Genomic DNA, 21692 nt, shown 5'->3' with positions numbered 1-21692 from the left:
CAACACGCTGCTCGGCGGCCGGACCTCCTGGACCTTCCGCGTCGGCCCCGACCGGTCCCACGTCCTGATGTGGGCGTACGCCGCCCGCATCCACGTCGCGGCCGAGGACCGCGTGAAGGACAACGAAGTCGTCCTGGGACGGCCCGACCTCACCAGCGTCGTCGCCTACCGGCCCGCGCCCCGCTGGCAAGACACCGAGGTCGTACTCGTCCGCGAATTCCGCTCCCCCGCCCGCACCCCGGACGCCTACATCCGCGAAGTCCCCGGAGGATCCAGCGCCAAGCCCGGCGACCCCGGGCTGGTGGCCGCAGCCGAGTTCACCGAGGAGACCGGCCTGCCCCTCTCCCCCGCCCGGCTCCACCTCGTCGGCACCCGCCAGGCGGCCGGCACCCTGTCCGCCCACACCCAGACCGCGTACGCCGTCGAACTCAGCGCGCACGAGCTCGAGCAACTGCGGGCCGACACGACTCGCCACGGCAACGCCGACGAGACCGAGCACACCCACGTGGAAGTCGCCCGTCTCGCCGACATCCTGCGCCCGGACGGCCCCCATGCCGTGGACTGGACGACGCTGGCAGTCATCCTCCAAGCCGTACAGCCGTCGCTGCGGTAGCAAGATCACCAGTCCCGACGGGATGCGGAGGGCAGCCGAACGGGGTGAGGCCGTCGCGGCGGGCGACTCAGGGCGTCCCCACAGGGCGGCGGCCAGGTCCGCCAGGTATACAGGGCAGCGGACCCCCTCATCCGAGCAAGGTGACCGCCCGATGCCCGTGCGGATGGTCACCTGCCGCCAGGCTGGGTGACCACCTGGTTGTGAGGCGGCGGCGCGATCCCGATGCTCCGATGCCCGTCACCGCTAGGGTGCGGACATGGCCGAGAAGGAGCACTCGCTCAGCGAAAATCGCATCCGCCGGATCGGCAGAGAGGTTCAAGCGGTCTGCCCGCAATTCGACGGCGAGGCCTTCGCGCGCGACGTCGTCGGTGACCTGCCGCGACTCGGGCTGAAGGACCGGATCACCCGCACCAGCCAGGGCCTCAGCACCTATCTGCCGGTCGGCGGTCTCCAAGCTGTCGACATCCTGTTGCGCTCGCTGCCCCCGTCCCCAGAGGAAGCCGGAATCACCAACAACTTCGGCTTCTACATCTACGCTCCGCACTCGCGCTTCGTGACCGAGCACTGCCGCACCGGCGAGGACCTGGAGCGGGCGCTGGACGCGCTGCGGCGGCTGACGTCGTACTTCTCGGCCGAGGACGCCATGAGGTTCTTCATCACGGACTTCCCGACCGAGACGTTCAAGGTCATCGAGTCGTGGACCGGGGACCCCGATCACCGGGTGCGTCGCCTGGCCAGCGAGTGCACGCGCCCGCGCCTTCCTTGGTCGGCCCGCATTCCCATGGACCTCGACGCCGGGGTGCCGATCCTCGACCGGCTCTACGGCGATGACAGCCGGTTCGTGACCCAGTCGGTGGCCAATCACCTGAGCGACATCGCCGAGGACAACCTCCCCCTCGTACTCGACATCCTTGGCCGGTGGCGGGCCGAGGGGCACGCGGCGGAGAAGGAGTTCGATTTCATCGCGCGGGAGACCTTGGCCAGCCGGCTGAAGAAGGGCGACGCCGCCGCGTACGACTTCCTCGGCTACCCGAGCGATCCGCCGGTCGAGCTCTCCCCCCTCCGCCTGGAGAGCAACCATCTGCGCATCGGCGAGCGCCTGGCATTCGCGGCGGACCTGACCGCGACGGGAGCGGCGAAGCTGCGGGTGAACTACGTGCTGTCCTCCCCCACCAAGACCGGCAAGCGCCGAGTGAAGGCGTACGTCCTGAAGACCACCGCGGTCCAGGCCGGGCAGACCATCAAGCTCAGCAAACAGCACGCTCTGACGTCCACGTCGACCGTCAAGCTGGTGCCCGGAAAGTACACGCTCGAGATCCAGGTCAACGGCGGCCCCTCTGCCCTGGCGGAATTCCACGTCGCCGACGTCTGATCCACGCGGGCGCCCGGGTGCGTCAGTCGCGCGCGGGTGGCTCGGTCCTTGCCGCGTCGAGGCCGACCGTGTCATTCGCTGTCGACCAGCGTCGCGCATAGCGGAAGCCCCAGGTGCCTGCCGCGAGGGCGCCATCTGCTGGAGCTGTCCGCCCTGAGGCCGGGGCCTTGGTGAGGTCAGAGGCCGGTGAGGATGCGCGCCAACTCGTCGACAAGCGCGATGAGTCGAGCGCGCTCGGATCCGTGGCGACCCCGGCGGAACCCACGCCGGCGGCCGCCGTAGGCGGCCTGGACCGCGCCGAGTTGCGCCCAGCGCCGTGCGCGTTCCCGGTCGAGCTCGGCGGCGCTGGTGAAGGCGTCGAGGATGCGGTGGATCCCCTTGGCCAGGTCGCCCTGCTCGGCGAGGCCGACCGACCGGGATTTGGTCAGCGTGCCGCAGTCGTACGCCCGGTCGCCCGCCCAGCCCTTCGGGTCGACGGCCAGCCAGGGCTCTCGGGTGCCCGCCAGGATGTTCCGTGCGTTCAGGTCGCCGTGGATGAGGGTGTCCGGCTGGTGGTGCGCGAGCTCGCGCACCGTTGCCGTCGCGGCCTGCACCATCCGGGACGGCAGGGCGTCCGGGAAGTCCTGGGCGTCCCGCAGCAGTTGCTCCTCCCACGCGGCGGCCCGGTCTTGGAGCCGGGGCAGTCCGGCGGGCGCGGGGACGGCGAGGCGACGGCTGACGCTCCCCGCGATCGTCGCCAGTTCGTCGCCCTCCGCGGCCTGGGCCAGCGTCGTGGGGTGCGCCCGCTCCAGGAGCATGGCGAACCGGTCGTCGTCCCGCTCGTGCAGCAGGACCGCTCCGTGCCCTCCCCAGGCCGTGAGCGCGTCGGGCTCGAACCTGTTCTCGGGATGAGGAAAGGACACCTTCATCACCGCAGGTTCGGCCATCTTGCGCAGCACCGGGACGACGATCCCGACGCCCCCGTACAGCGGGTCACCGTCCGGCGTGCAGTTCCAGCGCTCGGCCAGTTCCCGCACCGTGGCCGGGAGAACGGAGAGCCATGCCGAGCCGGCCGGGCCTTCGCGGTCTACGGTGACCCGCACGAACGCCTCCGGAAGAACGATCACCGGCGCACCGCCCGGCCGGGGTATGCGGCGCCGTGCCGGTGCGCTGCTCCTGCCAGGCGGTCGGTCACCGCTGTGCTGGCCACTGCTGTTCCAGGAAGCGCTGGAGCTCCGGGGTGGTCGGCGGGAGTTCGTCCAGGGCGCGCACCCACTGGTGGCGATCGTGCTCGGACAAGGTGATCGGGCCAGGCTTCTCTGGCGTGCAAGCGAAGACGAACTGGCGGCTGGTGCGGCCGCGGGCGTTGGTGTAGTCGAAGTGGCCCGCGTAGCGGTCGATGGTGATGGTGAGGCCGGTCTCCTCCATGATCTCGCGCGGGAGGGCGTCGATGATCGACTCGCCTCTCTCAAGCTTGCCGGCCGGGGTCTCCCAGGTGCCGCCGAGGTAGTCGTCCGGGTTGCGGCGGACGACCAGGAGGCGCTCGTCGTGCATGATCAGGCCGCCGGCGACGAGGGTGTGGATTCCGTCGCGATGGGCCTGGTCTTCGAGTTCGGCGGCGAGACCGCGCAGGGCGGCGTAGCGGGCGAGCGGGCTCATGGGGCGCTCTCCGAGGCATCGTGGGTCGACGAAGGCGAGTGCCCGGCCTTCGGTGAGGGTCAGGGTGTCGGGGTCGCCGTCCCAGGTGCCGCGGAAGACGTAGGTGAGGTGCCCGTCGTCGGCGGTGTGGGTGAACAGGTGCGAGAGGCTCACTGCGGCTTCGTCGAGGCCGACCTCTTCGTGGACCTCGCGCACGATGGTGCCGCGCGGGCCGGCATCGGCGGCCTCTGGCTTGCCGCCGTTGGGTGACCAGGTGTCCGGCCAGCAGGTTCCCGGGCTGTCGCCGCGCAGGTGCATCAGGAGATGCCCGCTCCGGTTGGCGATCAGGGCCAAGGTGCCGTAGCGGTAGGGCGGTTGGTGTGGGGTGATGAGCTCCAGGACGCGGTCGGTGTCCTGGCGGCTGGTCGGGTGCAGCGGGATCCGGTCGAAGTCGTCACGCGGGATGAAGGCGAGCTTATGGCCTTCGGTGAGGGGCAGCGTGTCGGGGTCGCCGTTCCAGACGCCGTGGAAGACGTGGCGGGGGTAGCCGTCGGTGTGGGTGGAGAACATGTGCGTCAGCCGGATGTTCTCCAGGCCGGTCTCCTCGCGCAGCTCCCGGCACGCGGTGGCGTGCGGGTCGAGGTCGTCGGGCTCGGCGCCGCCGCTCATCGGTGCCCAGGTACCCGGCGCCCAGATGCCCGGTTTGTCATCGCGTAAGTGCATCAGCGCTTTGGTCGTGTGCGGGTCCGTTAGCACGACAACGGCGCAGTACGGGTCCTCGTCCGCCGGGCGGTCCTGGCGGGGCAGGCCCAGGCTCGCCAGAACCCGGGCGCGCAGGACGGGGTCGCCGAGTTCCGAGGGCGAGCGCCATCCGGCCGCGCCGACCTCTTCGGCCTGCAGGGTCAGGTCGACCGGTCCGCGGGCGCGGAACAGGTAGCGGACGTCGTAGTGCACATGGGCGGGCTCGTTCCTCTCCGGCCGAGCCGCGATCGTGTGGACGTCGATGTGCACGGGAGTGCCGTCGCCGAACACGTCCAGCTCGGTGATGCCGGTCTCTTCGGCGATCTCGCGCCGGACGGCCTGCCCGAGCGTGCGGTCCGAGTCCTCCAGGTGTCCGCCGGGCTGGATCCAGCGGCCGGAGGCGAGGTGGTGGATGAGCAGGACGTCGTCGGCGTCGTTGATGACGACGCCCGAGGTGGTGACGTGGCCGTCGAAGGCCCGCCTGTCGGTCATGTTGACGCTGGCGGCGAGACGGTCCAGGAGGGGCTGGAGCATCGGCTGTTCATCGGGGTGCGCGCGCAGGTAGCCGGTGACGAGGTCCTGGAGGTGCGGGGCGGGAATGGGCATGGCTCTCCTGGTGACCTCGTGCGCGGCGCAGCTCCACAGGGGGCGCGGCGGGGGACGGCGCGTTCGAACGTAGCGGCCTGCCTGCGGGCGCGGGCACGGATCGCGAGAACATCACCCGGGCGTGCACCGGCCGCGTCGAAGGTGCCGATGCTAGCCGCTGTCGCGGCCGCCCGGGGGCGTGACGCTCCGGGTGCTCACCCGGCCGCGAACCAGATCGAGCCACTCTCGCGGGCGCCGGATTCCGGGCCGGCCCGGAGAGTTCAAGAATCCTTTCTCCTCGCATCACCCCAGGTCAGATGCTCCCTCTTCCCAGGTGGCGACTGGCGGCAGGGCAGGCCGGGGATGGCCGGATCACGGTGCTGGTGGCCGCGGATTGTCAGCGGCGTGGGCGAAGGTCCGTCCGCAGAGCACAGCCACACCACACCGAAGGAGACGGGTCCTGTCGACGCGTCATGCAAGCCGCCGCTCGGGCTACAGCCCGGCCGCCTTCCCCGTACGTGTGAATCGAACGAGGCGAGAGGAGCCGCCCACGCAGACGGCGCTTGCTGTCCGCGTCCCGGCATCGAACCTTCACTCGACTCGTCGCCCGCGGCTGCCCGTACCGGCCCTGTGATCAGGTCCGTTGTCCGGGTGCTCTACCCCGTTTCCGCAACCGAGGAGAAACCGTGAATCCCGTCCGCTTGGTCACCCTTCACCCTGTTCTCGAGAACCCTCCTGCTGCGGCCGCCGAGGCTCTCGCGCACCGGCGGCCCGTCGACGTCCGCCGTGTCCTGTTCGCCGCAGCATCACGACCGTCATCGGGGTGGGGGGCATGACCAACCCGACCACTCCGCCCCCGGCCCTCCTGGCGTGGGCCAGCCGGGCACTCGGCGCCCGTCCTGCCGACAAGGACGTCAGCCATCCGCGCGAGAACTCCCGCGTCTGGCGGCTCGACCTGCCCAGGGCAGCCCGCTTCTACCTGAAGATCTCCCCCAAGGCCGTGATGTACGAGCGCGAGACGCTCGCACTCCGAAGTGCCGCACCAGCCCTCGGCGCTGGCGCCGCGCCGCAGCTGCGCGCCTCCAGCGCGGAGCATCTGGCACTGCTGCTCACCGCCGTCCCAGGACGGCCGCTCAAGCAGTTGGAGCTCTCGCCCGTGGAGGAGGCCCGTGCGCACCGGCACGGCGGCGCCCTGCTGGCTCGCCTCCACGTGGCCGGTGATATGTCCGGTCCTCGACGGGCCGACGCGCAGCAGGCTCTGCAGGCCGCGGCCGACGGCGCCGAGGCGCACCTGGTGGCGGCCGGGGACCGGCTGACCGCGCCGGAGCACAAGCTCGTGCGCCAGCTGGCCGAGGAGCTGCGGACCTTGCCGCCGCTGCCGCTCGCGTACATCCACGGCGACGCATGGGACCGCAATCTCATGTGGTCGACCTCCCGGCAGCAGGCCGGATGGATCGACTTCGAGCGGTCCCGGGCCGCGACCGCCGTGCAGGACTTCGTGCTGATGGCCTGCTCCACCTGGACCGACCGGCCCGACCTGCGGGCCGCGTGCCTCCAGGGCTACGGCCGCAACCTCACCGTCGAGGAGCAGCACGCCTTGAAGTGCCTGGCGGCGATCGACGCGGTGAGCTGCCTGGTCTGGGGACCGAAGCTCGACGACCCCCACGTCACCGCACGCGGACGGCGCACCCTGGACCGCCTGATGGCGGGGGTGTTCGCATGACCGCACCGCACAACCCGACCGACTCCCCGGCCGTCGACGCGGCACCCGGTGGGGCGGCGTCGCTCCCGGCCGCACGGACAGGAGCTCCGCAGCCCTCCGCGCCGCCCGAGCTCGACTACAACGGGCGCAAGCACCGGCGGGCGATGGACGACGCCACCTTGTGGGACATGGCCCGCCGCATCCCGGCCGCGCTGATCCAGACGGCCCGGCTGGCCTGGAGCGTCGACCGGCGCATGGCCCTGACGATCGTCGTGTGCCAGCTGCTGGCCGGCATCGGCACGGCCGTGATGCTCACCGCCGTCGCGAAGGCCCTGCCGCAGCTGATGGTCGCCGACCCCCGCCAGGGCCTGGCCCACGCGTGGCCGGCGCTGACCGTCGCCGTCATCGCGATGGCCACCGGCGCGTCCATGTGGATCCTCGCGGACTGGGCGACCCGGCGCCTGAATCCGAAGATCGCCTCGGCCGCGGACCTGCAGCTCGTGGATCTCCATATGCGGGCCGAACTCGCCGCCTACGACGCGGAAGGGTTCAGCGACCGGAGCCAGGCGGCGGAGATCGGCGCGCTGCGCGCCGTCGACCTCGCCGACGACGCCAAGACCCTCACCAACGGGCTCATCCAGCTCGCCTCCGCGGCCGTGGTGCTCACCACCTTGCACCCCCTGCTCCTCGGTGTGCTGCTGCTGTCCGTCGTCCCCCGCGGACTCGGCGGCGTCATCGCCGCCCGGGTCGACTACCGCGTCCACGACCAGACCATCTCCGCCCGCAATGTCCGCGGCATGATGCGCTGGTGGCTGACGACGGCCGAGCTCGCCGACGAGCTCCGCGCCAACACCATGCGCGGGTACCTGCACTTCTGGTACCGGTCGATGTGTGACCGCGTCGAGATGCGGGAGGTCGCCGGGGCCCGTCCGTACCTGCGGATCACGCTGCTGGCCGCCTCCCTCGGCGGCCTGTTCACCCTCGGCATGTGGGCCTCGCTCGCCGGCCTGGTCCTCGCCGGGGCCATGACGACCGCAATCGCAGGCACAGCGATCGTCGCCTCGCAGACCGCCGGCCGCGCCCTGAACTCGATCATCAGGTACTCGACGGTGATGTTCCACCACGGCCTCTACCTATCTGATTACCACGAGTTCATCGATGAGGTCCGCGCCATGACCACGGCCCGCGGCACCGCGCAGGTCAAGCCCCCGCAGCAGATCCGCCTGGAAGGCGCCTCGTACACCTACCCGAGCAAGGAGGCCGCGGCCGTCCAGCCGATCACCCTCACCCTGAACCGGGGCGAAGTCGTGGCCCTCGTCGGGGAGAACGGCGCCGGCAAGTCCACGCTGATCCGCATGATCACCGGACTGACCGTCGCGAGCGAGGGCAAGGTGCTGTGGGACGACACCGACCTGGCCAGCGCCGAGGCGGAGTCGGTGTGGCGGCACGTGGGCCTGGTGCCGCAGAAGAACGGGCACTGGCCGCTCGCCGCCCGGGAGAACATCACCCTGGGCCAGCCACGTGAGCACGGCGACGAGCGGATCTGGAACGCGGCCGAGCGGGTCGGCATGACCAAGGCCCTGCGTGAACTCCCCAAGGGACTGGAGACGTTGCTCGCCCGGTCGGTGTGGGGTGGCCACGAGCTTTCCGGAGGTCAGTGGCAGCGATTGGCCTGCGGAAGAGTGCTGTACAGGGAGCCGGCCGTGCTCGTCCTGGACGAGCCGACGAGCGAGATGGACGCCCGAGGAGAGCACCAGATCTTCCGCGAGCTGCGGGCCATGGCCTCGGACCGGATCACCGTGGTGGTCACCCATCGCCTCGACAACGTGAGGATGGCCGACCGAGTGATCGTCCTCGATCAGGGGGCCATCCGGGAGCAGGGCTCCTTCGATGAACTCGTCGCGATCGAGGGGAGTTTGCTCGGCGAGCTGTACGCCCTCGCCCAGGACCGCTGACCCGCGGCCCCCAGCAGAGGTCCACGCGGGGCCGCGCAGCCGGTGCGTCCCCGCCACTCCCCCAACACCAAGGAGCGCCATGCACCGCCCCGAGCCCGAAGCCGTCAACGCCCGCGCCTGGACCACGTACGGCACCCACCATCTGCAGCGCGGCACCGATGTCCCGGAAGTGGACCGCATCTCCTGGGGCTTCTGGCCGACCGGCCCCGGCGTCGAGGTCCTCGGCGACCTGACCGGCCTGCGGGTCCTGGACCTGTGCTCCGGCCTGGGCAAACACGCCGCCCACCTGGTGCGCGAGTACGGCGCCACGGTCGACGCAGTCGAAGCATCCGCCAGCCAGCACGCACGCGCCCTCGCCCGGTACGGCGATCTCCAGGGGCTCACCCTCATCCACGCCGACGCCGTCGAACACCTGCACCACGCCGAGCCCTACGACGTCATCTACTCCATCCACGGCTTCGGCTACATCGACCCCCATCGCCTGCTGCCCGCCCTCCGGCCGGCCCTGAAGCCCGGCGGGCGCCTCGCCTTCTCCATCCTGCACACCAACTCCCACGGCTACGGGCCCTCGTCAAGCGTCACTCCCCGCCCGGAGATCCTGCCGCTCGCCGGCGGCGGGGAACAGACCGTCGAGATGTGGGTCCTTACCGCGCAACTGTGGGAGGACCTCCTAGTCCAGCACGGCCTCACCATGGAGGCGGTCACCGCGATCGACTCCGACGAGCCGGACAACTACGTCTCCTGCCGGCTGTACGCTGCCCGCCGCCCGCAGCGTGTACCGGTTCCCACGGACGCATCCATCAAGGACGACGCGGTGCGTTGGCTTCCCTCGGTACCGGCGGCCGCCCAGCACCGCTCCTCCAAACTCGGCGGCCGCTAGCAGATGGAGCGGACGAGCGGCCGCCAGTGTCCGTGATCGTGATGCCCGCCGACACCACCTCGATCGCCGCGACCACGGACCAGGCCTCGGCTGACGGTGCCGACGCTTGGTTCTATCGCCTCCGCAGCTCAGCAGGGTCCAGAGGATTCGGCAGCAGCTGTGCCAAGTGGGCAGCCACCGAAATTACGGTGCGGTCGGCGAGGTATGGGCCGATGACCTGGACGCTCAGCGGCAGCCCGTCGGCAGTGCGCCCAGCAGGGACGATCGCTGACGGAAGGCGTACCTGGCTGGTCAGGTTCAGCCAGGTCGTCTGGTCGTAGTAGCTGCGCTTCGCTCCATCAACGGTGATGAACCGCTGCTGCACCGGGACGGACGTCTGGTCTTCGACTGCCGCTGTCGGTGTGGCCGGCGTGATCAGGATGTCGTGCTGGGTGAAGTACTGAGCCCAGCGTTGGCGCAGCTTCTCGCGGGCCTCGTTGGCGATCAGCCAGTCGCGGTGGCGCTGTGTGCGTGCCCGCAGGTAGAAGGCTCCGGGTGACGTGTCCCCGGGGGCGAGCTTATCCGCCTGGTCCACCTCGCCCTGGAACACGGTGTCCGGGGTGGTGGCGGTCGACGTGGCGTACATCAGGTTCGTGAACGTCCGGTCGGACTCCGGCATGCTGACGGGCCGCGTAGTGACGTCGACCTGCGCTCCGGAGGAGCGGACGAGTCCCGTCACGGTGTTCATCAGGTCCCGGGTGGCCGCATCAACACGGCAGTGGTCGTCATCGGCCCAGATGCCGACCCGGTAGTCCCGCAGCCGGGACAAGCGGGGACCCGGCAGCTCTACCCGCCACGCCGGGGAGTCTGCCGGTGACGGCCCGACGAGAGCGTCCAGGAGGAGAGCGAGGTCTGCGGGCGTACGTGCGAGTGGACCGAGCGTGGTCATGTCACTCGATGTGAGCCAGCCGGGCAGCCGGGGGATGTGGCCACGGGTGGAGATCAAACCGTAGCTCGGTCGCAGGGCGTAGACCCCGCAGTAGGCCGCGGGGAGCCGGAGCGACCCGGCGAGATCGCTGCCGACTTCAGCACTCGTGAGGCCTGCGGTGACGGCGGCTGCCGGACCGCCGGAGGAACCGCCGGCGGTGCGGCCGGGCGCCTGCGGATTCTTGGTGGTGCCGAAGAGGGCGTTGGAGGTCTGGATGTCCTGGCAGTACGCCGGGGTGTTGGTCTTCCCGATGATGATTGCGCCCGCTTCACGAAGCCGGGCGACGGCGTCCGCGTCCTGGTCGGGAACGTGGTCCTTCAGGTCGGGACTGCCGCATGTGGTGCGCATGCCAGCGGTCTCGAGCGCGTCCTTCACCGTGAGGGGAAGACCGTGCAGGGGCCCGAGCGGTTTGCCCGTGCGTGCGATGTGCCGGTCCGCGCTGTCGGCTTCCTTCCTGGCCCGCTCGACATCCAAGGTGACGATCGCGTTGATCCCTGGGTTGGCCGCTTCGATGTGCTTCAGCTGCAGCTCCAAGAGCTGCCGGCTGGAAATCTTCCGGCTCGTGAGGGCCGCCACCTGCTCGTGGGCGGGGCGCAGGTGGGGAGCGGTGGTCATGGAAGCGGCCCTTTGGTTGTCCTTGGCTGAGGGGCGGGGCGGAGTGCCTGCATGGGCGGCGCTGGCCACTGAGGCGTTCACGGCCGCGGCTGCTGCGGTGGCTGCCAGGAAGGTACGTCTGATCACTGTTCGTCTCCCGCCCGGCTGGCGGAGCGTGCCGGGCGCTGTGCTGTTGGAGTTGATACGGCAGGCGGAGCGAAGTGTGCGGCGATACGCAGTTGGGCCTGCATGTCCTCTTGCGTCGTGGCAATCGAAAGCCGGGCGTCGGCGTACTCGGCCGGCTCGGTGAAGTCCTGGCCACGCGTGAGGCTGGAAATAGCCTGGCTGATTTGCTCTGCAGTCACCGCGGCGGCAAGGTCGGGATCTTGGAGTCCTTGCCCTGCAAGTCGGGTTTCGGCTATGGCTCGAACTTGCGGGTCCAGGTAGGGCCGGAGCTCGATCATTCCGTCACGAATCTCAGTTACTCGCCGGTACAGCAGGAACCTTACCGATCGGAACCGTACGAGTTCCTGCCACTGTGACGGAGGGGACATTAGGGCGATCGTGGGTGCGACTGCGTGGAGTGCTCGCCAGAGAGGTTCCAGGCGCCACAGGGCGTATTGGTCGCGCGACCAACTCCGAGCATCCTCGACCTGTTCCATCAGGGTGGGGAGGAAATATCCGATCAAGGTGAGCAGGGCGCCGACATCTCCGCAGAACCAGGCGATGTCCTTAAATCGGGCGACGCTGAAGCCGAACGAGTCCCCGAGGATTCCGCCGATCCGGATGGCGCAGTAGCCCATGATCACGACCGCGCCGACGGTGATGGTCCGCAGGCCGCGGACGACCCAGACGTTGCCGGCGTGGCGCGCGTGCCGCCAGCAGACGACCCCGAGGTAGATCTCGGCGGCGGTGTACGCCGCCATGTAGAGCGTGAGGTAGGCCTTGTAGGCGGGGTCGTGGACGTAGTAGGTGGCGAAGTCGGAGGTTCGCTGGACGGCTGGCGTCAGGAAGGCGAACAGGACGAACATGCCCACGATGACCGCGAGGCCGGCGAGCCCGAAGAGCCGGGTCCGCCGACGTGCCTCCTGGGCTGGCAGGGCCCAGTGAGCCAGCACGCTGGTCTGGAACACCAGGACTAGGATCACGCAGCTTTGCGCGAGCGGGACAGCAATGTTGGTGACTCCGAGGGTGCTGTCGATGCGTATCCAGATAGGGGTGATGGATATGGCAAAGCTCAGGGCAGATGACAGGTAGACCAGGCTCAGGAGAATAAGAGCGGCATCTCGGCTGTTCTTCTTGAGGTCCCGGAGCAGGAGGAGAAACCCCAAGCCTGCGATTATCAGGCAGATGGGGTGAAGTATGTCCTTCACGGGGCCTCACTTTCTTCCGCGCAAGAATGTGCGCTCAACTCGTCGGTCCACTTCCGAACTTCCGCGTTGTGAAACGACGCGATACTGGGATGCGTGAACGTGGGCTTGGAGGTAGGAGCCGTCGAGTTCGGCTTCCATCTCGTCTTTCTCGTCGTACTGAGTTCGACCGAGCACCATTTGAATCAGATCGGGATCGAGATCCGGAAGAAGTCCACCGAGAGTCTCACCACCAATGGTCACGCCGCCTTTGTGGCGCCTCAGCATGTGAGCGAATTCGTGAGCGATGATGTGGTCCTGGTGGGCCAACGTAGTCCGCGGGTCGAAGAACACGATGTGTCGGCTCTTCATGGCGACCCACATGCCGCACGGCGCGGACCAGTCCAGCTCGGCAGGCTGAAGTTCGATCTTGCGCCTGGTGCGCCGCTCGATCTCGGGCACCAGGTCGCGGATGCTGTCGACGGGCGGGAGGTGGAGGCCCCGGACGAAGCCCTCACTGGCTCGCCTCTGTTCCTGATTCAACTGATCCTCCCGGGCTGACGATAGGTGCCGGTCAGACACACTAGAGAGTCGTCTCATCGGGCTCATCGGGCAGCCCCTCAAGTTCTCGCACTCTGTCGATCATGGCCATCAGCGTGTCCATGCTCTTGGGCGAGAGGCCGACGGCGCGCAGGGCGACGCGTTCCACGCCAGCCTGCTGCAGTTTTTGTAGACGCTTCAACTGTTCGCCGTATCGGCGTGCAAGATCATCATCAAAAAAGTATGCCGGAGGCACCTTGAAGAAGGTCGCGATGGCCTCATAGTGGCGTCGCGTCGGGTTATCGCGCCTGCCGGTCCGCAGCTGCCAAAGGTAGGTTCCGGATATCGTGGAACCGCCCTGTTCTTTCAGAGCTTCGGCGACCTCGTCATTGGTGTAAGGACCACGGCCCTTCGGATGTACGACTTCGAAGAGCTGGTTCAGCTTGTCGGCTAGCGAGAGACCTGCGTCACAAGGGTCATTCGCCGCTCTCGGCTCTTCGGGCTGAGGCCGTGGGTTCGCGGGTGTCATGCAGTCCTTCTCGACTTCGAGGGCGATCCATCTCAGTTGACTATGCCACGGACATACGCATACGTTCATACCGGCCAGATCAACTGGGATGGATCGAGGGGCTGGCGCTGTGAGGGTCTTACGCCGCGTACCGTGACGCAGGGCCCTTTCGTGCGCTGCCTGCCGACATGGATGGGCATCGCGTAGTCAACCCTCCATCCTGTAGGGCGAATTGAGCTGCCGCCGCCAGTCGGAAACAGCTTATATTTGCGCGTGCAAACGATTCAGTCGGCGGCGGTTGCTGCGCCGGTGGGAGACGGGGCTCATCGGCACGGCCGCCGCAGGTATCCATCGCGGCAGGCAAGGGCATGCCGGATTGGCCCGCGTCCCGCCGGGCCAGCCCCAGGGAGGGCCTGTCCGAACCGCCGACGCCGCGATGGCGTCGCAGCGTTCGAGACCCGTCTCGATGATCAAGGGGGAAGTAGCGGAATGTCGCGCAACGACGGCTCCAGCCGGTCGGCAGGCATGGCCCACGACGCATCGCGAAGGAAGGCGGACCGCAAGGTGCGCCGGCTGCGGGCTCCGCATAGGCCCGCTTGCTGCGTAAGGTCACCGCTCTCCGCCACCCCGCCCCGATGAAGGGGGCGGCAAGGCGCCCGTCGTCAGAAGCAGGGTGCCAGCAAGCGACTCGACACAAAAATAGAACATGTGTTTGCCTTTGGTTCGGCCGGAAAGCGAGCTTGGCGGAGCTCGTTCGGCATCCGGGGCGCGGGGCAAGGAGGACGGACGCGATGACGGCGTGGGATCGGCGGAGGTCAGCCGCTCGGCGAGGCGCGGGACGCTACGGGCCGCGCGAGCTGCCGAACAGCAGACAGCTCCTGCGCCTGCTGAGGGTCCTCCGGCGGTGGCGCAGGGATCCCGCGCAGGGCGACCTCATCAAAGAGTGCGAGAGGCTGCTCGCCGATCTGCCCGTCCCGACGCCGTTCAGTGTCGAAGCGCTGGTGAAGAATATGGAGCAGGTACTAGAGCGCCGGATCCAACTGGTGCCCTTCGATGACCCAGACGGAGGTCTGGGCACGGCCTGCGGGCTCCGGATCAAGACGCCGGAGTTCACGATCGTGCTCTACCGGCGCCGGTCCAGCCGCAACCAAACCGAACACATCATCCTTCACGAACTCGCGCACGAGTGGTTGGACCACGGGTCCACCCTGACCCCTGACGAGATCGAGCGATACGTCCCTGAGCACATCCAGGAGGAAGTCCTTCGACGCTTCCCCTCGGCCCTCGTCCAGGGGCGTGTCAACTACGACAGCCCCGAGGAGCAGCAGGCCGAGATGTCGGCATCTCTGATCAAGCGGCTCGCCCGCCGTATGAAGTTCGCCGGCGACGACATGGTCAGCCTCCTGGAGTCCTCACTGTCCCACCCCGTGGCTCCCCCGCGTCAAGGCGGCCACCGAGGATGAACGACGCCGCACTCGACTCCTTCCGCTACCTGACCGCGGGGGTGATGACCCTCATCGCCGTGTGGCGATTCCCGGCTGTCCGCTACGGAGACGCCCACCGCCGAGCCCTCTGGGGCGGCTACGCCGGATTCGCCGTGGCACTGTGGCTCTACACGCCGGCCGTGATGCTTGCGGTGGACCGCATCCCCGTGGTCGACATCAGCGCACTGATGCGGCACTTCGCCAGCACCGCCGCCATCATCGCGTCCCTGACCTACGTTGCGACCAGCTACGGCAAGAGCACCGAGAAGGTGGTGCCCCGGCACGTCGCGGTCTCCCGCTGGATCGCCCGCGCGTCCTACAGAGCAGGCGCCGTCGGTGTAACGCTGCTCACCATCCTGTTCTTCACCGTGGTGGACCGCCCCAGACAAAGCGACGACTTCCTCAGCGATCACGCCGGGGAATGGGGCGCCGCAACGTACATGACCGTCTTCTACTTCTTCCCGCTCGTCACCACCGCTGTCTGCGGATACCAATGGTCGCGCGGGGCACGGAAAGCCGAGACGACGAGCATGCGTGTCGGACTTCGGCTCATGGGAATTTCGATGTGGATGGGGCTCGCCCACACGGCAGCCCGAATCGTCATTGTCTGGACGGCGGTACTGTTCCCGCTGAGCGACTCCGTCATGGAGACGCTGATCGATCTCACAGCAATGTGGATGAACCTGCTGTTCCTGATTGTCGCGGTAGGCGCGAGCATCCCCACGACAAGTGCGGCCACCGCACGCTGGAAAATGCTGAAGACTCTCTACCGCCTTCACCCGCTCTGGTACGACCTGGTGAAGGCGTTCCCGGGGACCAGTCTCTACCCGCCCAAGTCGCGCTTCGCAGAGCTGACGCACACGCGTGTGCCCGACGACGTGCGCCTTGACCGATGGACTCAGGACATCGCTGATGCCAGCGAGAGGCTGAGGTACTACGCCCCCGAGGGCCTGCTGTGGGCTGCGGAGGACGCGACCGAATCGCACCCCGATCCCGAGCCGGCCGCCGAGGCCTACTGGATCGCAGCCGCGCTCCAGGCCGCCGCCTCGACCAAGCCCAGCCAGTACCCGAGTGCACCGTTGCGGGAGAAACCTTTCGTCGACACGAACAGTGAAGCGGCTTGGCTGATCCGGGTGAGCAACATATATGCCCACATCCCCTCGGCTGAGGCTCAGGACATTCTTCGGCAAACTGAAGAGATAGACGCCTGATGCGTCAGTAGCTCAGTCTAGGAAATTTCCGGATGACCGATAATCAATGCAAGGGACTGGAGGAAAGAAAACTGTGAATGCGCCCGAGGTGCGCGGCCGAGTCATACGGTGCGGACAGGACCCCCCGAGCCGCAGAATGACGGCTGGTATCTTGGGCCAGACTATGGGTGGCTTCGACTCCGCCCCGTAAGTACGCCCGTCTCCGGCATGCGAAGTGCAGGCACTGTCGCCGCCACGCGTCAGCCGGGGCCGCTGTTCAGTACGGACAGCGCGCAAATTCTCAGTAATGGAGTTCCTGCATGTCTCACCGCACCGGCCTCGTCCTCGACTTCGGAGGCGTGCTCACCACCCCGCTGGTCCCCGTGGTGCTCGCCTTCGAGCAGCGCGAAGGCCTCCCCGAGGGAGCCTGCATCAACGCCCTGTACCTGGACGAAGAGGGTGTCCGGATCACCAGTGACCTCGAGCGCGGAGCGGTCAGCCAGACCGAGTGGAACGAGTTCGCAGCCAAGAAGCTGGGCGTACCCGCTGACAACCTCATGGGCCGCATCTTCGGCGGTCTGAAGCCTGAGCCGCTGATGATCAATGCGGCCGCCGCGGCCCGGCGAGCTGGCATCAAGGTGGGGATCCTGTCCAACTCGGTCGGCCTCGCGCCCTGGGATCTGTACGACGGCTACGACCTCGACAAGCTCTACGACGTGGTCGTGATCTCCGAGCACCACCAGATGCGCAAGCCCGACAAGGCGCTCTTCGAAGCCACGCTCAAGCTCATGGAGCTGCCGGCCGAGCAGTGCGTTTTCGTCGACGACACCAAGAAGTACGTCCAGGCGGCAGAGCAGCTCGGCTTCGCCGGTGTCGTCAACGAAGACCCCAAGCAGACCGTCGCCCAGCTCTCGAATCTGCTCGGCGTGGACCTCACCGCATCTGCGTAGTCTTCTGCGTCGCCCGCTCCTCCAGGGCGCAATCGTTGCCCCGCTGGCCCCTGCCTCCTCCTGGTGAGGAGGCAGGGGCCAGCGGGGTTGTGGACCGGGGCAACTGCTGCATTCAGTCCGTTCGCGCACATCGAACGATGGCGGCATACGAACGGATCCACGCGTTCCCGACTGAGGCCGTTTGGTGCGCTGCCGCTGTCAGGTGTCTACGGCCGGGAAGCTCAGTGAGGCGGATCGGCCACTCTCTGGTGCGCTTCTCCAAGGCGAGGTCTGTCCGAGGACGTGTCAGCCACGCCGCCGGGCCGACACAGCCTGATGTTCGGCGTCGACGCGCCGCGTCCACGAGCGATCCGTCGAGCCGCCGAGCCTGCTTCCGTCGACGGGTGCTATCCCCCGTCCTTGATGTCCGGCAGCTTGTACTTCAGCTCTCCGACGAGCTCGTTGATCTTCGCCATCATGCCGGCCGACAGCCCCGAGTGGTTGCCGCGGGCGGCCAGGCCGAGGATCTGACCACGGTGAATCGATCCGAGGAAGCGGACGGCTTCGAGGAACTCGCCAGCCGCAGGGCTCAGCTCTGCATCGTCCTGGAAGAGGGCGGCGTCGACCTGGAGAGCGTGAGCCAGGCCGGCGCGTATGACATCCGAGGTGTCGGTCGCAGTGCCTGCACGCAGCGCGGCAATGTCGAAGGCCGTCACGCTCGTGACGCCAGTGTGCTCGTTGACGACTCGGGCGATCTGCTCGTCGGACGGAGGCGCCTGGCCGACATACCCGTGCTCGAGGAGGTAGTTGATCTTCTCCCCGACGGTGCGAGGCGCGGACGGCCGTGCCTCTTGCGGCCGCCTGGAGCCGCGCACGCCGAACGACACGTCCTGCGCAGCGAGCAGGTCCTCCTTGCTTACGCCGTAGGCGTGGGCGAGGGGAGCAACGTAGGCGTCCTGCAGCCGGCGCCTACCGGACTCCGCGTTGGCGATGGGTACACGACTGGCGTTAATCACCGCAGCGGCTTCGGCAACGCTGAGGCCGGCGTCGCAGCGGAGGAGCTGTAGGTCCGCAGGCCCGTCGTGAGGGAACAGGATGTCGAGGTCCTGACCAAGTGCCGCGGCGATCGCGGGGAGCTTGTCGCCCTTGGGGAACTCCTCGCCGCTCTCCCACCGCGCAACTGTCGGACCCTTGACGCCGACCATCGCGCCCAGCTCCTTCTGGCTGAGCTCTTTGCCTCGTCGGACAACCCGCACTCGGCTGCCGTCGAACTGACGTGGCACATGAACTCCTGCGACTTGGCGGTCTGGATCCTGGGGACGATGGCCAGAACCCTAACCACAACTGGCTTGATCGATCCACACATCTAGCGTACGTTTCCGTATCGAGCCTGGTGGTGAGAGCTCTGCCTCACAAGGCGATCTTATGCCGTACCTAGTCCACGCCTGAACTACCTGTCCTGCAGAGGACGGGCCTACCGGACCCGGTCACGCTCTGGCCTAGGAACCTGAGTGACCGGATCCGGTTGTAGTCCCCGAACGGAGATCCGGATGAGTGTTGCATCAAAACGCTCTCGCTCACAGTCGCCCTACCAGAATCGGCTTCATGTCGCTTCGGGCGCCGCGGTCGAGATGAGCGCGGGCACTGCACTGACGCCACCTGTAGTCGCTGCTGCCCCGTGTGGGCTGGGATACCGGATCCCTGACACGAATCTCCACACTTCTTCCCCCTCTGACCTCCTCTGACCAGCGCGGACGAGCGGCACCGCAAGCCCGCTGCCGACCGTCCGACGGATTTTCGCGAGAGCTCGCTGTACGGCCCGTCTGGCCGGAATCTGAGCCCGTTGATCCACTACAGAGGGAGTCACCCCATGGCGTACGAGCCGCCGGCCAAGGGCCGTCCGTTCATCGCGTACGAGAAGAAGGCACGCGCTGCTGCCGGGCCCGACGGCCAGACCGTCCGCGCCCGTCCGAGCGTGTATGTGCGGGAGCACGTGGGTGTGAAGGTCAGCGCGTACAAGGTGAAGACGAAGGCGACCGACGACGGCCCCTTCCGCACCGGCCGTGTGACCTTCGATGCCGAGTCCGTCGGGCTGGAGCACGACTTCCACGGGTCGGTCCAGGCCGACTCCAAGGCAGCGGAACTGCTGGCTGAGGCGTTCAAGAACGACCTGCCGGTCACCGTTGCTATCGAGACGACCCGCCGGTACAAGCAGAACGACAGCGGCGAGATGATCAGCCCGCTCACACCCATTCACGAGCTGCGCGGCATCGTCGGCGACTCGACCCGGGCGAACGCGGAGATCACCAACCGCAACTGCCGCAACCTCGTGGTCGCGGTCAACGGCGAGTTCACCGACGAGCTGGTCTCCGACCCCGAGGAGTGGGAGTCGCTGCGGGAGAACCGCGACGGCAGCCTCGCCCCCGACGGCTACGCCGTCTTCGGCGGAGCGATCATCCCCGCCGCCAACGCCTCGTCCGGCAACGTCGACGTGAGCCAGCAGATACGGAACGAGCTGAAGAAGTTCTTCGGCTCCTCCAACACCGCACCGGCCGCCAGCGCGCGCCCCGGCCGCCCGGCGCAGCGGGCTGCCCACGCCGCCGAGGCCAAGCCGTGGGAGGACTGGAACACCGACGGCCGCTTCAACCACGGCTCCTACCTCGCCACCGCCATCCGGGAGACGTACGCGCAGGCGCACCAGATGATCGCTTCGGCGGGCATCGACCCTGACACCGACCCGGCCATGGTCGGTGCCCTCGCCGAACTGATCCTGGGGATGGCCGACCGGATCCAGCTCGGCGTCTACCGCAAGACCGACGGCAGCGCCATCCGGTCCGACCGCTCCCACCACGAAGCCCGTGCGTGGATCGACTTCGTCGTCAGCCACCAGCCCGCACTCGCCTACACCGCCGAGATGACCGACCCGATCAGCGCTGAGGCGGTCCTCGCCCGCAACGCGTGGGCCAGCAAGGTCATCGCCACCGTCGGCCCGCTGATGGACACGGTGGCCCGCGTCGCCGAGACCGACCGCGCCGTGGGCCCGGACGGTATCCCCGTCGTGCACCCGGTGCTCAAGAGCGACGCCTTCGCCCGCTTCAAGATCCTCCTGGGTCACAAGGACGTCGGCCTCGCGGGCTGGCCCGACCGTGTCTTCCCGCTCCTGACCGACCGCTTCGGCACCCACGAGCTGGACCGCATCGAGGTCGCCCACTTCCTGCCCGCGCTCGCGGAGTGGGAAGCCGACCCGGCTGCGTTCCTCGCTGCCGCCCGGGCCAGCGCCGCTGCCCGCCAGACGGCCGAGGCCGAACCCGCTGCCACAGCAGCCTGATCCACCCCGGTGGGGGCGGAAGCGCCGCACAGACGCTTCCGCCCCCACCGGGCCCGAACGAGAGAAGGACGCACGATGGGCACCAGCATCGACATACAGCGCCTCATCACCGACGGCGGTTACCGCCCCTGTCCGTCATGCCCTGCCGTGCTCCGCCCCACCACGACCCGCTGCCCCCACTGCCGCACCACCCTGCCGGTCGCGTCGGCCGACGCGGCCCTACAGACGAAGACGTCGCGCCCGCGGCTGGCCGCCGTCAGTGAAGCAGCCCTCGGCAGTCTGCAGAACCTCCCCGAAAGGCGACTGACCTTCACCGTCATCGGAACGCCCGTCACCCAAGGCTCTGTCGAAGTCCCCGCCCCCGGCGTCGTCAAGTACAGCCGTGAACTCCGCGAGTGGCGCCGCCAGATCAACGCGGCCGCGCGGAAAGCCTGCGGCACGGACTGGGAGCCGGCGAACTGCCCGCTCGTCATGTCGGCCGTCTTCACTCTTCCCCGGCCCAAGAGCGCGCCCAAGACCAGAGCCGTCCACGCCGCGACCAAGCCCGACATCGACAAGCTGATCCGCGCCGTCCAGGACGCACTGTCCCCTGCCGACAAGAAGGCCTTCCGCGTCTACACGGAGGACTCCCGCATCGTCGGCTACGACATCGGCCCCCACAAGACCTACCCCACGCCGCTGGCAACGCACGACTGGGCCCTTCCGGAGCCCGGCGTCACCATCGCCGTCGCCCCTGCACCTTCCGCAGCTCTCCGCCAGGACATCGCATGAGCACCACACCCTGCATCACCCACGCCGACCTCTTCCGACTCCTCGAGGACCTGTCCGGCTCCGGCATCAACGACCAGATGCTCGACGGGGACCAGCTCGCCATGTTCACCGACGAGGAAGCCGACTTCCGCGAGGCCCTCGGCCAGGCCCGTACCCTGTGCGCCGCCTGCCCGATGCTGGAGTCCTGCCTGTTCGCCGCGGTGACGGACCATGCGGTCAAGGGCATCGTCGCCGGCACCACCGAGACCGACCGCGAGCGGATCCGCAGCAGCCTCGGCCTGGCCCCCTTCGCAGAAGAGGACACGGACATCTACCTCATGGTCCGCCGCACCTACGACGAGGTCGACGCCGAGAAGGTCGCCGCCATGACCGCGGTCGGCCAGCTCACGCAGGTGGAGATGGCGGAGGAGCTTGGATGCTCCACCCGCACGATCCGCCGCAAGCAGCGCAGCTCCTGCAACGTGCGCCGACGGCCGCGACGGAACCCTCTCACCCCGAAGAAGGTCCTCAGCACCGCCGAACAGCTCCTTCCTTGGTTCTGACCGTGACATCGGACAGCGCGAGCTG

Annotated in this window: 17 protein-coding genes and 1 pseudogene; 12 read left to right on the top strand and 6 right to left on the bottom strand. The window is 68.3% G+C overall.

Translation table 11 applies throughout. The annotated features are described in order from the left end of the window. Positions 1-613, top strand: a pseudogene (locus VN520_RS31440) (NUDIX hydrolase); the annotation flags it as partial. A gap of 256 nt (positions 614-869) precedes the next feature. Beyond that, a complete protein-coding gene (locus VN520_RS31435; protein WP_325750334.1) occupies positions 870-1985 on the top strand; it encodes a hypothetical protein in 1116 nt (371 codons plus the stop codon). A gap of 176 nt (positions 1986-2161) precedes the next feature. Here the strand turns inward: VN520_RS31435 and VN520_RS31430 are convergent, their stop codons facing one another. Both VN520_RS31430 and VN520_RS31425 read right to left on the bottom strand, forming a co-directional pair. After that, positions 2162-3091 (bottom strand): aminoglycoside phosphotransferase family protein, encoded by a 930-nt coding sequence (locus VN520_RS31430; RefSeq protein WP_325750333.1) that lies wholly within the window; start codon positions 3089-3091, stop codon positions 2162-2164. Between the two features lie 64 nt (positions 3092-3155). Next, positions 3156-4949 (bottom strand): NUDIX hydrolase, encoded by a 1794-nt coding sequence (locus tag VN520_RS31425; protein ID WP_325750332.1) that lies wholly within the window; start codon positions 4947-4949, stop codon positions 3156-3158. Between the two features lie 811 nt (positions 4950-5760). Between VN520_RS31425 and VN520_RS31420 the strand changes: the two genes are divergently transcribed. The 3 genes from VN520_RS31420 to VN520_RS31410 all read left to right on the top strand — a co-directional run bounded on the left by VN520_RS31420 (position 5761) and on the right by VN520_RS31410 (position 9465). Beyond that, positions 5761-6651: an aminoglycoside phosphotransferase family protein gene (locus VN520_RS31420; protein ID WP_325750331.1), complete on the top strand. Its 891-nt coding sequence runs from the start codon at positions 5761-5763 to the stop codon at positions 6649-6651. Further along, a complete protein-coding gene (locus VN520_RS31415) occupies positions 6648-8585 on the top strand; it encodes an ABC transporter ATP-binding protein (RefSeq protein ID WP_325750330.1) in 1938 nt (645 codons plus the stop codon). Before VN520_RS31420 ends, VN520_RS31415 begins: the two co-directional genes overlap by 4 nt. Before the next feature lie 79 nt (positions 8586-8664). Then, positions 8665-9465, top strand: a complete 801-nt coding sequence (locus VN520_RS31410) for a class I SAM-dependent methyltransferase (RefSeq protein WP_325750329.1) — start codon at positions 8665-8667, stop codon at positions 9463-9465. Positions 9466-9577: 112 nt separating this feature from the next. Here VN520_RS31410 and VN520_RS31405 read toward each other — a convergent pair whose 3' ends face one another. After that, positions 9578-11047, bottom strand: a complete 1470-nt coding sequence (locus VN520_RS31405; protein ID WP_325750328.1) for an amidase — start codon at positions 11045-11047, stop codon at positions 9578-9580. 122 nt (positions 11048-11169) lie between these two features. Beyond that, entirely contained in the window at positions 11170-12399 is a 1230-nt protein-coding gene (locus VN520_RS31400) for an MAB_1171c family putative transporter (RefSeq protein ID WP_325750327.1), read from the bottom strand. Between the two features lie 93 nt (positions 12400-12492). Here VN520_RS31400 and VN520_RS31395 point away from each other — a divergent pair, with 93 nt between their 5' ends. Next, the gene (locus VN520_RS31395) at positions 12493-12936 is read left to right on the top strand and encodes a hypothetical protein (RefSeq protein ID WP_325750326.1); all 444 of its coding nucleotides are present in this window, start codon (positions 12493-12495) and stop codon (positions 12934-12936) included. 22 nt (positions 12937-12958) lie between these two features. Here the strand turns inward: VN520_RS31395 and VN520_RS31390 are convergent, their stop codons facing one another. Continuing rightward, positions 12959-13444 carry a helix-turn-helix domain-containing protein gene (locus VN520_RS31390; protein ID WP_325750325.1) on the bottom strand — a complete coding sequence of 162 codons (486 nt, stop codon included), beginning with the start codon at positions 13442-13444 and terminating at the stop codon, positions 12959-12961. Positions 13445-14214: 770 nt separating this feature from the next. On the opposite strand from VN520_RS31390, the gene VN520_RS31385 reads away from it, so the two are divergent. The 3 genes from VN520_RS31385 to VN520_RS31375 all read left to right on the top strand — a co-directional run bounded on the left by VN520_RS31385 (position 14215) and on the right by VN520_RS31375 (position 17047). Next, the gene (locus tag VN520_RS31385; protein ID WP_325750324.1) at positions 14215-14886 is read left to right on the top strand and encodes a hypothetical protein; all 672 of its coding nucleotides are present in this window, start codon (positions 14215-14217) and stop codon (positions 14884-14886) included. Further along, a complete protein-coding gene (locus tag VN520_RS31380; protein WP_325750323.1) occupies positions 14883-16118 on the top strand; it encodes an MAB_1171c family putative transporter in 1236 nt (411 codons plus the stop codon). Before VN520_RS31385 ends, VN520_RS31380 begins: the two co-directional genes overlap by 4 nt. A gap of 299 nt (positions 16119-16417) precedes the next feature. Continuing rightward, entirely contained in the window at positions 16418-17047 is a 630-nt protein-coding gene (locus VN520_RS31375; protein WP_325750322.1) for an HAD-IA family hydrolase, read from the top strand. Positions 17048-17433: 386 nt separating this feature from the next. On the opposite strand, the gene VN520_RS31370 is transcribed toward VN520_RS31375, so the two are convergent. Next, complete coding sequence (locus tag VN520_RS31370; RefSeq protein WP_325750321.1) at positions 17434-18309, bottom strand: helix-turn-helix transcriptional regulator; 876 nt, start codon at positions 18307-18309, stop codon at positions 17434-17436. 587 nt (positions 18310-18896) lie between these two features. On the opposite strand from VN520_RS31370, the gene VN520_RS31365 reads away from it, so the two are divergent. The 3 genes from VN520_RS31365 to VN520_RS31355 all read left to right on the top strand — a co-directional run bounded on the left by VN520_RS31365 (position 18897) and on the right by VN520_RS31355 (position 21667). Next, on the top strand, positions 18897-20354 hold the full coding sequence (locus tag VN520_RS31365) for a hypothetical protein (protein ID WP_325750320.1): 1458 nt from the start codon (positions 18897-18899) through the stop codon (positions 20352-20354). Between the two features lie 75 nt (positions 20355-20429). Further along, a complete protein-coding gene (locus VN520_RS31360) occupies positions 20430-21125 on the top strand; it encodes a RusA family crossover junction endodeoxyribonuclease (RefSeq protein ID WP_325750319.1) in 696 nt (231 codons plus the stop codon). Next, positions 21122-21667, top strand: a complete 546-nt coding sequence (locus VN520_RS31355; RefSeq protein WP_325750318.1) for a WhiB family transcriptional regulator — start codon at positions 21122-21124, stop codon at positions 21665-21667. Before VN520_RS31360 ends, VN520_RS31355 begins: the two co-directional genes overlap by 4 nt. The last annotated feature ends 25 nt before the right edge of the window (positions 21668-21692 follow it).

This window comes from Streptomyces sp. (assembly GCF_035563135.1).
In the GTDB taxonomy this organism is placed as follows: Bacteria; Actinomycetota; Actinomycetes; order Streptomycetales; family Streptomycetaceae; genus Streptomyces.
Note: the sequence above shows the minus strand (reverse complement) of the source record. Positions and strands in the feature narration are given on the sequence as shown.

Bases quoted from the DNA above. Each gene is read 5' to 3' on its own strand.
- VN520_RS31405 (WP_325750328.1), bottom strand. From the start codon at position 11,047: ATGACCACCGCTCCCCACCTGCGCCCCGCCCACGAGCAGGTGGCGGCC.
- VN520_RS31375 (WP_325750322.1), top strand. From the start codon at position 16,418: ATGTCTCACCGCACCGGCCTCGTCCTCGACTTCGGAGGCGTGCTCACC.
- VN520_RS31365 (WP_325750320.1), top strand. From the start codon at position 18,897: ATGGCGTACGAGCCGCCGGCCAAGGGCCGTCCGTTCATCGCGTACGAG.
- VN520_RS31425 (WP_325750332.1), bottom strand. From the start codon at position 4,949: ATGCCCATTCCCGCCCCGCACCTCCAGGACCTCGTCACCGGCTACCTG.
- VN520_RS31420 (WP_325750331.1), top strand. From the start codon at position 5,761: ATGACCAACCCGACCACTCCGCCCCCGGCCCTCCTGGCGTGGGCCAGC.
- VN520_RS31415 (WP_325750330.1), top strand. From the start codon at position 6,648: ATGACCGCACCGCACAACCCGACCGACTCCCCGGCCGTCGACGCGGCA.
- VN520_RS31355 (WP_325750318.1), top strand. From the start codon at position 21,122: ATGAGCACCACACCCTGCATCACCCACGCCGACCTCTTCCGACTCCTC.
- VN520_RS31360 (WP_325750319.1), top strand. From the start codon at position 20,430: ATGGGCACCAGCATCGACATACAGCGCCTCATCACCGACGGCGGTTAC.
- VN520_RS31380 (WP_325750323.1), top strand. From the start codon at position 14,883: ATGAACGACGCCGCACTCGACTCCTTCCGCTACCTGACCGCGGGGGTG.
- VN520_RS31410 (WP_325750329.1), top strand. From the start codon at position 8,665: ATGCACCGCCCCGAGCCCGAAGCCGTCAACGCCCGCGCCTGGACCACG.
- VN520_RS31390 (WP_325750325.1), bottom strand. From the start codon at position 13,444: ATGACACCCGCGAACCCACGGCCTCAGCCCGAAGAGCCGAGAGCGGCG.
- VN520_RS31385 (WP_325750324.1), top strand. From the start codon at position 14,215: ATGACGGCGTGGGATCGGCGGAGGTCAGCCGCTCGGCGAGGCGCGGGA.
- VN520_RS31435 (WP_325750334.1), top strand. From the start codon at position 870: ATGGCCGAGAAGGAGCACTCGCTCAGCGAAAATCGCATCCGCCGGATC.